Below are 12,897 nucleotides of genomic sequence, written 5' to 3'. Positions count from 1 at the left end.
GATTCTCCTTTTAGCATTTAGAGTTCTTTTGTCATAAACACACTATTTGGGTCTTCCGTATAGTTTTCAAACGGACCACATTCCTGAAAACCAAAGCTTACATAAAGTCTTCTAGCTGGGTCAAAAGCAGCCATCGATCCAGTTTCTAAACTCAGTCGAAGGTAACCACGTTGCGTAGCTTCTGTGATGATATGTTTCAAAAGTTGCTTTGCCACACCCTTCTGAAGATGCTTACTAGACGTTTTCATTGATTTTATTTCTCCGTGTTCGGGATTTAGCTGTTTAAGTGCGCCACAGCCCATTAATTCATCATTCTCCCATACACTCCAGAAACTAATCTCTGGTTTTCTTAGTCCATCTAGATTTAATGCATGTCTGCTTTCTGGCGGCGAATGAACGGCCATACTTTGAAGGTGATCCATCACCAATTCCGCCACTTCAGCACCCGTTAAATCATCTACTCTTATTTCCAATCACAATCCCTCCTGTTTTCATTTTAGAATTGCACCTATGTAGCTAATTGATAACTTCAATTATATCATTATCGATAATTCTGGTATTTGATGTTGCTGTTCATCTTTACTTTTATTCTGATTGAAGTTCGTTTTGCATTATCAAGACCACGTTATAATTTTATAAACGATTAAAAAACCAATTCCCCCAAACATTCAGGAGGAATTGGTTTTTACATTAACGTACTTTTTAAATATTATTTACCTGCTCTATTTTTGTTAAACACATCAAATCCAACAGCAAGCAATAGCACCATACCTTTAATCGCTTGTTGCCAATCGATACCGATACCGATTAATGACATACCATTGTTCATTACACCCATAACTAAACCACCGACAATCGCACCTATTACCGTACCAACACCACCGGCCATGGATGCACCACCGATAAATACAGCTGCGATTGCATCTAACTCTAGCATATTACCAGCAGCAGGTGTAGCAGAGTTAAGACGTGCCGCAAACATTAGACCTGCTAATGCAGCAATTACACCGTTATTTACAAATACCCAGAATACAACACGTTTTGTTTTAATACCAGATAAGTCGGCTGCTTTTTTGTTACCACCTGTTGCATAAATGTGTCGACCCATCACTGTATTATTCATTACAAATGTGTAGATAGCAATAAGCACAAAAACGATTACTAGTACTATTGGAAGACCTTTGTTAAGTGCCAATTGATAAGCAAACCAATTAATTACAAATACTAATAATGCTAATTTTGCACCTGTAATCCACATTGGGACTACATCAAAATTATATTGCATTTGTGTTTTACGTTTTTTAAATTCCAAATAAATCAATACTAACGATAAAACAACAGACAATATCATTGTCAGAATATGAAAATCACCTGCACCAATATCAGGTATAAATCCACTACTTAGTTTTGGAAAAACATCCGGGAAAGGAGCTAGGGATTTACCATCTAATAACCAAAGTGTCAAACCTCGGAAGATTAACATCCCTGCCAAGGTAACAATGAAGGCCGGGATTCCAACATAAGCAATCCAAAATCCTTGCCATACTCCAATAACTGCACCCACAAGTAATGATAAAATAACTGCTAACCAAACTGGCACATTATTGTTAATCATAAGTACCCCAGCTATAGCACCTATAAAGGCAACTACTGAACCTACAGAAAGATCAATCTGACCTGCAATAATTACCAACACCATACCAACTGCTAGTACAAGAATAAAACCATTTTGTAGAACTAAGTTCGTTAAGTTTAACGGTTTAAGGATAATACCTTCTGTTAATATCCAAAATAAACCTGTTATAAATACTAGTGCAATGATCATTCCATATTCACGTATATTGTTTCGAAATAAATTAATTAGCGTTTGCACGACTAGCACCTCCAGATCCGGTCATATAACGCATAACACTTTCTTGGTTTGATTCCTCACGTGTGAGTTCACCTGTTATACGTCCTTCATTCATAACGTAAGTTCGGTCTGAGAGCCCAAGAACCTCTGGTAACTCAGATGAAATTACTAATACAGCCATTCCCTCAGCTGCTAACTCATTAATTTGTGCATATATCTCAAACTTTGCACCCACGTCTATACCTCGAGTAGGCTCATCTAATATTAAAATATCTGGCTCAGTGAAAATCCATTTACTTAATACAATCTTTTGTTGATTACCACCACTTAAGTTACCTGCAAGCTGCTCTAAGGATGGTGTTTTAATATTTATCTTTTCCCTTAATGATTGTGCTTCTGTTACTTCTTTATTTTCATCTATAACTGTATTTTTAGAAACACGCTTTAAATTAGCCAATGTAATATTCCGTTTAATATCGTCTATTAAATTTAAACCATATGTTTTACGGTCCTCAGAAACATAAGCAATACCATTTTCAATGGCTTCACTTACGGTATTTGCTTGAATTTCTTGCCCGTTTTTGACTAACGAACCGTCTATTTTTTTACCATATGCCTTACCAAAAATACTCATCGCCAGTTCAGTTCTTCCTGCGCCCATAAGGCCAGCTAATCCTACTATTTCTCCGCGACGAATATGTATATTCACATTATCAATTATTTTACGATCACGCTGTTGTGGATGATATACATTCCAGTTTTTCACTTCAAATACTGTTTCTCCAATATTTGGATGACGTTCAGGGAAGCGACTAGTTAACTCCCGTCCAACCATTCCTTTAATAATACGGTCCTCTGATGCTTTTTCTTCTTTCGTGTCAATTGTTTCGATTGTTTGACCATCTCGCAAGATCGTAATAGAGTCAGAAATACTGGACACTTCGTTTAGTTTATGAGAAATAAGTATAGATGTAATCCCTTGCTTTTTAAGTTCTAAAAGCAAATTTAATAGGTTTTCACTATCAGTCTCATTAAGTGCTGCCGTAGGTTCATCCAAAATTAATAGTTTCACATCTTTAGAAAGAGCTTTTGCTATCTCAACAAGCTGTTGTTTACCAACACCAATATTCATTACTGCTGTTTCAGGTGAATCTTTTAAACCCACGCGTTCTAATAATTTCTTAGACTCCTGAAATGTATCTTGCCATTTAATAATTTTATTGGACTGTCTTTCATTTCCTAAGAATATGTTTTCTGCTATTGATAGATATGGACTAAGCGCTAATTCTTGGTGAATAATAACAACACCCTGGTTTTCACTTTGTTTAATATCTTTAAAGTGGCATTCTTCTCCTTCAAAGTAAATACCGCCTTCATAAGTTCCTGAAGGATAAACACCGCTCAATACTTTCATAAGTGTGGATTTCCCTGCACCATTTTCACCAACGAGTGAATGGATCTCACCTTTATGGACCCTTAAATTAACATTATCTAAAGCTTTAACACCAGGGAATGTTTTCGTTATGTTACGCATTTCTAAAATATAATCTGACATACCCTCACCACCTTCTTCAAAATAACGAATGAAATGATTCAGTGGTGTGATCACCACTGAATCATTTATTAACTATTGTAAATCTTCTTCAGTGTAGTATCCGCTGTCTATTAGCATTTCTTCGTAGTTGTCAATGTCCACAGAATTAGGTACTACTAGATAAGAAGGAACAACTTTCACTCCGTTATCATAAGTCTCTGTATCGTTAACTTCAGCTTCTTCGCCGTTTAGAATTGCTTCAACCATGTTTACTGTTACTTCAGCTAGGTCACGAGTATCTTTAAATACTGTTGACGTTTGCTCTCCAGCAATAATTGATTTAACAGAAGCTACTTCAGCATCTTGACCAGTGATTACAGGAAGTGGTAGATCTCCAGAACCATAACCTACACCAATTAATGCTTGGATTACACCACGGCTGATACCGTCATATGGTGATAGGATTGCATCTACAGTTTCACCGTCAGAGTATGCCGAGCTTAAGATATTTTCCATACGAGATTTGGCAGTGTTTCCATCCCAACGCATCGTAGCTGCTTGTTCGAATTCAGTTTGCTCACTTTGTACAACTAGCTTACCGCTATCAATGTAAGGCTGTAGTACAGACATTGCGCCATCCCAGAAGAAGTATGCGTTGTTATCATCAGGTGATCCACCGAATAATTCGATATTAAATGGACCTTCAGCCTCCGCAAGATTTAGTGCTTCTTCAATGTATGTTGCTTGAAGTACCCCTACTTGGAAGTTATCAAATGTTGCATAGTAGCTTACGTTTTCAGTTTCCATAATTAATCGGTCATAAGCAACAACTTCAATATCTTGTTCTGCTGCTTTTTCAAGTACATTCGATAATGCTGTACCATCGATTGATGCAACTACTAGTACTTCTGCACCTTTTACAATCATATTTTCAATTTGTTCAATTTGCTTATCTACATCATCTTCTGCATATTGCAGATCAGTTTGATAACCAAGTTCCTCAAGTTGTTTCACAATGTTATTTCCATCGTCTACCCATCTTTGAGAAGACTTTGTTGGCATTGCGATACCGATTAATTCGCCATCACTATCTCCACCACCGGAAGCGTTATCATCTCCGCCACAAGCAGATAGAACTAACATAAAACTTATTAACAGTGCAAATAATCCTAATTTTTTCATCTCTCTTGAAACCCCTTTCATTCCTCAAATGCTTTTTTATTACTTGCTAACTAACTTGTTATAAGATTATCACCATTTCCAATGTAAGGCTTTACATTAATTTAAACTGTTTTTATAAAAATTAAATGTAAGCGATTAGATTTCATATGTACTTTTAGCATCGTTTTAATGAATTAGAATATAAGAAAAGTGCAGAGCGCCGCTTAGAAACGTGGCGACTGGAGCGATTCGACTGAGATAAAGGAATCATGCCCCCGTATAGGGGGTATGTCGACGTTGGACGACAAGTCCGCTTTTAGTCGACCTTCCATAAAAACTTGAATCGATGATGACTTATCGTAGGACGATTCGTGAAGTCGCCTAGTTTCTGGCGCTCGAAGCTAGACCTAGACACACGAAAAGTGCAGAGCGTCGCTTAGACCTTTCTTACCTTATGAAAAAAAGCACCTCCAATTAATGGATAGTGCTTTGATCTGGCGTATTATTTTTAAACTTATTTGGTGATACTCCAACCACTTTCTTAAAAGCGGTGCTAAAATAATGCTGAGAATCATAGCCTACTTCTTCAGCAACATCACGAATTGTCATATCTGTTGTTACCAATAAATCCGTAGCTTTATTAATCCTCAACTGTGTGATCAGACCTACATAAGATATGCCTAGCTCCTGTTTTATCATCTTACTTAAGTAGACGGCTGTAACATGTAATTCTTCGGCCACTCTTTCTAATGTTAGAGTAGAATCTTGATAATGCTGTTGTACATAGTTTCTTGCCTGCTTTACAAGTGGGGATATTCGAATTTTTTTTTCTAATTGTGATTTACAAGTTTCATAAACCTTATATAGATCTGTTAAATCATGCTTCACATCCTCGAGATGCCAATAAACAGTAATATCAAAATATTCTTTTACCGTTTGTTGTATCCTTTCCACAAGTTCATCTGTGATTTTTTCCCATAAACACACGTTTAGTAGATGATATTGATCTCGAAATACGGCAGCAGATTTTGCTTCTAATATCTCTTCAACAATATTTTCAATGGCAAACAAGTAAATATGTCTCTCTTTTTCCTGCATAAACGTTTGATTTTGATGATACTCTGGCCACCTAATTAAAAGGTGTTGCAAAGGTGCCGCCTTAGGCAAGCTTAAAAATTGTAATTGCTCTACGATTTCTTCATTCGCTAGTTTGCCATCAATCCAATCTTGAAAAAATCGTTCTTTCATTTGTGAATGATTCTTTTTAAGTTGTTTTGATGCTTGCTTTAAATATGCTTTCTGATCAATTTCTATGTCCAACTGTTGCTTAAGCCCAAGTAGTAATTCGTGTAATTTTTCTGGATTTACCGGTTTCAACAAGTAATCCTCCACTTGCAAGCGAATCGCTTCTTGGGCATAATGAAATTCGTCGTACCCGGAGATAACCACCATTTTACAATGAGGAAGCTGTTGTTTAAGCTGTTTCATTGCGGTGATACCATTCATGATTGGCATATTTAAATCCATAAGAATAATATCCACTTGATGCTCAATCGCTAATTCTAAGGCTTCTTCACCATCTTCAGCTTCTCCAACTACTGTCATGTCATACTTTTCCCAGTCAACAGAGGAGCGAATCCCCTCACGTATAATAAATTCATCATCTGCAATTAATAGCTTCCATCTATTCATTTGGTATAATCCCCTCCCCCATCGGTTCTTCTTTAAGGATTGGTAATAAAATCTCAACGATGGTCCCAACTTTCTCTTTACTATCAATATTAATGCCATAACCATCTCCGAATGCCAACAGTATCCGGGCTTGAACATTCAACATCCCATAGCCTTTCTTATCCCTTGTTTCTTTTATATTTTCTGTTCTTGGAATTGCCTCATCCAGTGCTTGTCGCATCCCACCAAGCTGCTCGTCCGACATCCCGACCCCATCATCTTGAATAGTAATTGATAGCTTCCCCTTAATTTCTTTAACTTTCACAACAATATGACCGGCTCCTCGCCTCTCTTTTATGCCATGATAGATCGCATTTTCAACAATCGGTTGCAAAATGAATTTTAATACATATAAGGATTGCTTTCCTTCCTCTATCTCAATTTGAAAATTTAATTTTTCTCGATATCTAGTTTTCTGGATCATTAAATACCTTTCTATGTGTTCAATCTCTTCCGCTAACCTAATTCTATCTCTGCCTTTACTTAAGCCAATACGAAATAACTTAGCTAAGGATTCTACGACTTCTGCTACATCCTCTGCTTTTTGTTTTCTTGCCATCCATTGAATCGTGTCAAGTGTGTTATATAGAAAATGCGGGTTAATATTTGCTTGTAAGCTTCTAAATTCTGCCTCCTGCTTTTGCCTTTCGTGTCGCTCTGTTAACTGAAGTAAATGATTAATCTGTGTTAGCATTTTATTAAAACTACGTCCAAGTAAGCCTATCTCATCATCATGCTGCTCCTTATAGCGCACATCAAGTTGTCCACCTTCTGCTTTACGCATGAAATTCATTAACTGCGAAATCGGCCTAGAGATCGAACTTGCTAAGAAATAGGAAACGGGTATCCCAAATAACATAAGAATAAATACAAATACAACTAAGTAAAAACGAATTTCTCTAATTTCAAAAATCGTTTCTTCTGCCGGAAACACTCCAATTGTTGTCCAATGCGCAAACGGGGATTGCTGAAAAATAAATTGAAGCTTTTGCTCATTAACTTGTTTTGAAAAAGTACCCGCATTCCCTTCTAACCATCCTTTTGGGATCGTTTCAATTAGTGGATCATCCGGCTGGTAAATACTTTGATTCTGTTCATCGACAACCATCAAATAACCGGTTTTTCCAAGTCGAACATCTACCAAGGTTTCAGCAATTACTCTTAGTTTTAAATCAATTAATATAACACCATGCACTTCCTGTGTGAACGGATCTACTACTGCACGAACAACCGAGACGACTTCATCATTTTGATAATTTACCAATGAAGATATGCTACGTGTTCCCGGTTTCCCAATAATTTTAAAAATCCCTTTATTATCAACTGCTTCTTGATACCAAGAATCATTGGTTAAATCTCGCGATGGAGACGCATAAAATTCATTACTAACATAGTCCCCTTGGTTATTCACAACTAAGATTCCTGCTACTTCAGGGGAAAGCGTTGTAAAATTACGAAGATATCGTTGAATATCATATTTCCGATCGGAATCCACCGATATTTCGCTTTGTTCTTGATTGAAGAATTGCTGTACCTCCTCATTAGAAGCAATAAAATAAGTGGTACTTTGCATGTTATTAATGTAAAATTCTAAAGTCTCATTTACTTTACTAATTAATTGCAACGTATTTTCGTTAACCTGTTCCTCTAACACACGTTCAATCGTCCAATTAATTAAAAATCCTAGACAAATAATCGGTATGATACTAATGATTAAAAAATGTGAGATTAATTTATATCGAATCGGCAAATTATTAATTTGTATCCAACGCTTCAAAACGATCAATCCATTCTCAGAGGTTTTTATTGTGGATAATAAGAATCTACATTCTCTTTCGTAACAACGGTAACACCTGTATCCATATAACGCGGAAGTGGTGTACTTGTATCCACTTGTTCAACAATCTCATGCTGCAGGTGAAATAAGAATTGTAGCGACCAATAGCCCATCTCCCACGTCCCTTGTGCTAGTGTTGCTGATATCACACCATCCTCAATCATGTCTAGTGTTCCTTTATCTGTATCAAAACTAATTATTTTCATAGAGTTCTGAAGGTTGTTAGCTATCACCGCTTGCCCTACGCCAACTCCGCCATTTGCTTCTGTGGCAAAAATACCATCCAAATCTGGGTTTTCTTTCAACATTTCCTCTGCTGCCTCTTTGGAAAGCATTTGGTCTCCTCTTCCATCTTTAATTGAGACGACCTTTAAGTTTGGATATTCCGTAAACATAGTATCTTGAAAACCCTCAGTTCGCTGCTGGTGATTTAACTGATGTGGTTGTGTAATTAATCCAACCTCCCCTTTTTCGTTTAACAACTCCGCCATTTTATGAGCAGCTTCTACTCCGGCATTATAATTATCAGTTCCTAAAAAGGAATATGCTTTACTTGCTGGCGCATCAGCATCAAACATGACCACAGGAATACCAGCATCTACAGCTTTATCGATTACTGGATTTAATGCTTCCGGGTCCATTGTCGACACTGCAATACCCGCTGGATTTTTTGCAATTACTTGTTCAAGTACTGTTATTTCTTCGTTTACATCGTATTGAGTAGCACCCCTGTATTCAACCGAGACATTCAATGCCTCCGCTGCATCCTCAAACCCCTTTAGTGCACGTTTCCAATAATCCATACCTACTTGAAAGGTTACCATTACATAGGTTTCATCCATATTCCCTCTTAATTGATTCTCCGACCATTGACGCGTAGACGCCTCTTGCGCTTGATAATTATATACATATAAAACAAATATCCCTATTAATAATAAATAAATGAAAAGTAATTTTTTCATTTTGGAACCCCTTTCAAAACACAACAAAATACTATTTACTTCTCTTTATATCAATTTTTCATTCTAGTATTATCAGCATCTGTCAAAATTGTACCTAAAATACTAGAAAACGGCAACAAATCATCTTTGGAAATTTTTATCTGCTGTCGAATATTCACAAGAAACAAATTCTATTCTATGATGGACTAACAAAGTAAATTTCATATACCTACATAGTATTATGAAGGCGTTAATCCCACCATAGGTAAATAGTTAAAAATTGACTAAAACAAAAAAACTGAGTATAAATATAACGGATTCGGTTTTGGAGTACAAACAATAAAAAAGCAATTAAAATGGAGTTCCAATTCGCATAAGAATTGGAACTCTTGTTTTTGTTGGTGTTAAAGGATTTATAATAAATTTACATACTAATTCGCAACAAAATTCGCACCCTATTTCACAAGAGTCTGATAGCCAACATACTCCTGCGAATTGGTGTGTTAAAACGTATGCGAATTGGTTATACTAATCCTAGTGTAAATTCAATAGGAGCGGTGATAAATGAATTTATTAAACCAAAAAACCTAAATGCAGAAAACGTTGATTGGTTGGTATCGGAAAGAGCTAGAACAATCGTAAAAAGCTATGCAGAATATACGGAGCACACGGAAAGTGAAATCGTGAATCAATTTCTTCTAAATCTCTTAGACGATAAAGATTTCATCGACTGGATAGGTAACAAACGGAATAATCGCAGGCTCATTCAACAACTTGGAGTCGAAGATAAGGTTGTGGCAAAGTAGATGGCAAATCTTAAACGACTAGCTACCAAAGAAGATAATATTGTGAACGTCCTTTCTCCACTTACGATGGATGAGATTACTAATCGGAACAAGGATTATCAGCAACTGACTCCCAAGCAATTTGGGACAAGATATAGTCAGTTATTGTTTCAGCCAGTTGGATTTACGCTAAGTGGAACGGAACACCGAATTCAATACAACCATTGTGCGAATCCCTATTGCCTGTGGCACGGATTACCTCAAGTGAGATTCGAGACTAAAAGAAAGCCAAGTCGATATCGCTTAACAGGTTCTGGTACAGAAAAATCGATTAAATGCAACCCTGACCCTAAAGGCGGAGCTGTGTTAGGGTGTTATACAAATACACTATCAAATTGGTCAATTGCTGAGGAAATCGAGCGTTTGGTTCGTGTCAACACTGTTCAAGAACAACAGCCTGATTATGAGTTTCATAAGGACGGCTGCTCCGTTGGAGAGACAACACCTTTTACTGCCGCCAAAGAATTTTATAAACGAGGTAAAAGCAAGGCGAAATCGCAACGGTATCAATGTAAAATGTGCAAGAAGTTTACTAACGTCTTACCGAAAGGGAGACAAGCCATCACATATCACCAGCAAAGAAGCGATATATTGCCTCTGTTTATGAAGTTACTGTTAAGCCGTGCACCCATAACAAGAACTTGTGAAATTTTAGGAATAGGTAGAGGAACCTACTATGACAAGTTGGAATTTCTTTATCGAAGATGCTTGGAATTCCTGGAACGTCACGAGACCAAACCACTTCAAAAGGTGACATTCAAAGAAATATGGGTCAACACGGATAAGATGACCTACTTCCTCAACAATGTGCGTCAAAAAGGAATGGGTGGAAGTCGTTACAGTGATGTTGAGGACAGTCAATTCCCAACGAATGTAGTGGTATCATCTGATGTACACTCTAGGTATGTGTTCCGTTCAGATGTAGCTTATGACTGGACCTCTACGCTTGGAGACATAGCATTGGATACGGTACTTCAAAGAGAGGACCATCTCAATGAATTCGCAAAAAAAAATGCTCGGTTTCCGAAGTATTCTCATTATCCGCAGCCACCAACAAACAATGATACGCAGGACGAAGTGAAGTATCGAAGTGATATGTCAAAGTTTAATCGTAGAGCTCAATATATGGACGGATTCCACGTTGGAGCAACTTATACTACTATTGCTCACCTATGGCTCATCAAACAGCTTGTAAGAGCTTCTGAATGGCGATTTGTAACTGATGAGGACTCTTCTATTACCACATCGATAAATCGTGTTTTCGCAAAAGAGATGATTCATTCGGACGCTCATCATTTTCTCTGTCAAACAGATAAGACAAAGACACGAAAGCAAGCTCGTGAAGAATTTGTTGAGGCTAAAATGGAACTGCTGGATTGGGGGAGTAACCGAGGATATGGTACAACTTCTTTGAGGAAACTTGCGTTTTTACAACTAGAAGAATTGTTCCAACATCACTCTTTTCATAAGGAAGTAACTTTACCAACTGGAACACATTTTGAATATGCCGATAACCCGATTGAACATCCGTTAGCCACCATAGATAGAGGAAGACGGTGGGTAGATTGCAAGACAAACCTTTCTTCTGTGGAACCAAGAGAAATCGCCAATATGATAATGAACGTTAACGATAATGCCACCAACACTTTTATCCAGCAAATACGAAGACGGCTATCTATCCTGGAAAGACCGCTCACGACAGCTCGTGGTGATGGCAAGAGTTATATTTGCTCTAACTTCAATCCCAAGTACGCACAGATGGCGATGACGATTCTCAGGACCTATTATAATTTCTGTTTTATAACTCGTGCGGGAAAGGATTCTAAAACGCCTGCTCAGCGTCTCGGTATTGCCAATAAGCAATATTCAATAAACGACATAATTTATATGCAGTAGGAACGAAGAAAAGACCGATTAAGCAATCGGTCTTTTCATTCTATATTGCCTTATTCAATTAAAGCCCTCTTTAAATGAATAACTATTATCTAAATTTCATACAAGAATTCAAGTAATTGTTCAACTTCTTTAGTATTTCCCTCTTTATCTAAAGCATTTTTAAACAGGCTATAAGCTAAAGCATCGTTCTCCTGAAGCCAACTAAATGCTTTTTTAGGACCTAAAAACCATAGTCCTTTGAGGTCAAAGTAAATTTCCAAGCTATCTTTCAGCATCCAATAAAACCTATAATTACCTTCAATATCATTTTTACTAGACCTTAAATACATCTTTTTAAGCCAACTCTTTAAAAAGTCTTTTTCTTCCTCAGACAGTTTTTTAGGACCTTTATTAAATACATCATTGATTTCAGACAAGAACTTTTCAGCAGTCCCTTTATCATTCAATAATACCTTACCTCTATTTACACGTAAAAATTGTTCTGTATTATTCATTTGCTCACTGTTATAAACCCAAACATCTAATTGTTTACCATTAAACAACTCGACATCATTTTTATCCTCTATATCATCCGAAAAACAAATAATATCTAAGTCACTTTCTTCTGTATAGTCACCTGTATTGTAAGAACCATATAAAATTACTGTATGACAATTGTATTTTTGTTTTAAGTATGTTTTTACCTGCTCATATAAAACATCTAAATCCACAATCAATCCCCCAATATTTCTTCTCTTAGTATAAAACTGACATTCTTCAAGTAAACTGCCCGTTAATTGAACAATCCCTTTATCTATATATTAACATAAAATCCCATAAAACCTTTGAAAAATCCTCTATTATGAATAAAAAACGCACAGATAACCAATCACTGTGCGTTTTTTAGTGTGAATTTAGTGAAAATTATATAGCTAATTGGGTTGCGAATAGGGCTGTTATTTGACATTTTGTACTCCAAAACCGAACCCGTTAGTATAAATACTCAGTTTTTATTTAGTGGTCAAGCAAGAAAGATTCAAACAATTAATCATCTTCATAAACATTACTACAATGATCAACCTGGACAACACCAGGGTTTGATTTAATCGTGTGTTTTAAAA

Annotated in this window: 10 protein-coding genes; 2 read left to right on the top strand and 8 right to left on the bottom strand. The window is 36.6% G+C overall.

The features are described 5' to 3' along the window. Positions 1-17 precede the first annotated feature (17 nt). From ACI6MV_RS16130 to ACI6MV_RS16100, 7 genes are all read right to left on the bottom strand, one after another. Complete coding sequence (locus tag ACI6MV_RS16130; RefSeq protein WP_407271351.1) at positions 18-473, bottom strand: GNAT family N-acetyltransferase; 456 nt, start codon at positions 471-473, stop codon at positions 18-20. A gap of 236 nt (positions 474-709) precedes the next feature. After that, a complete protein-coding gene (gene mmsB, locus ACI6MV_RS16125; protein ID WP_407271350.1) occupies positions 710-1,873 on the bottom strand; it encodes a multiple monosaccharide ABC transporter permease in 1,164 nt (387 codons plus the stop codon). After that, entirely contained in the window at positions 1,857-3,407 is a 1,551-nt protein-coding gene (mmsA, locus tag ACI6MV_RS16120) for a multiple monosaccharide ABC transporter ATP-binding protein (RefSeq protein ID WP_407271349.1), read from the bottom strand. Before mmsA ends, mmsB begins: the two co-directional genes overlap by 17 nt. Positions 3,408-3,479: 72 nt before the next feature. Continuing rightward, the gene (gene chvE / locus ACI6MV_RS16115) at positions 3,480-4,568 is read right to left on the bottom strand and encodes a multiple monosaccharide ABC transporter substrate-binding protein (protein ID WP_407271348.1); all 1,089 of its coding nucleotides are present in this window, start codon (positions 4,566-4,568) and stop codon (positions 3,480-3,482) included. Positions 4,569-5,021: 453 nt separating this feature from the next. After that, positions 5,022-6,239, bottom strand: a complete 1,218-nt coding sequence (locus tag ACI6MV_RS16110; protein WP_407271347.1) for a response regulator transcription factor — start codon at positions 6,237-6,239, stop codon at positions 5,022-5,024. Continuing rightward, positions 6,232-8,055: a cache domain-containing sensor histidine kinase gene (locus ACI6MV_RS16105; RefSeq protein ID WP_407271346.1), complete on the bottom strand. Its 1,824-nt coding sequence runs from the start codon at positions 8,053-8,055 to the stop codon at positions 6,232-6,234. Before ACI6MV_RS16105 ends, ACI6MV_RS16110 begins: the two co-directional genes overlap by 8 nt. A 26-nt stretch (positions 8,056-8,081) precedes the next feature. Further along, the gene (locus ACI6MV_RS16100) at positions 8,082-9,077 is read right to left on the bottom strand and encodes a substrate-binding domain-containing protein (RefSeq protein ID WP_407271345.1); all 996 of its coding nucleotides are present in this window, start codon (positions 9,075-9,077) and stop codon (positions 8,082-8,084) included. A gap of 536 nt (positions 9,078-9,613) precedes the next feature. Between ACI6MV_RS16100 and ACI6MV_RS16095 the strand changes: the two genes are divergently transcribed. Together ACI6MV_RS16095 and ACI6MV_RS16090 are read left to right on the top strand one after the other, a co-directional pair. Beyond that, entirely contained in the window at positions 9,614-9,862 is a 249-nt protein-coding gene (locus tag ACI6MV_RS16095; RefSeq protein WP_407271344.1) for a hypothetical protein, read from the top strand. Further along, positions 9,863-11,797, top strand: a complete 1,935-nt coding sequence (locus ACI6MV_RS16090; protein WP_407271343.1) for an insertion element protein — start codon at positions 9,863-9,865, stop codon at positions 11,795-11,797. It abuts the gene before it with no gap. Positions 11,798-11,886: 89 nt separating this feature from the next. Here ACI6MV_RS16090 and ACI6MV_RS16085 read toward each other — a convergent pair whose 3' ends face one another. Further along, on the bottom strand, positions 11,887-12,507 hold the full coding sequence (locus ACI6MV_RS16085) for a nucleotidyltransferase domain-containing protein (RefSeq protein ID WP_407271342.1): 621 nt from the start codon (positions 12,505-12,507) through the stop codon (positions 11,887-11,889). Positions 12,508-12,897 lie beyond the last annotated feature (390 nt).

Origin of the sequence: Radiobacillus sp. PE A8.2 (genome assembly GCF_045635475.1) — a bacterium.
Taxonomy (GTDB): Bacteria; Bacillota; Bacilli; order Bacillales; family Amphibacillaceae; genus JBJGXI01.
The sequence above is the reverse complement of the archived record's forward strand: the minus strand, read 5'-3'. Positions and strand labels throughout refer to the sequence as shown.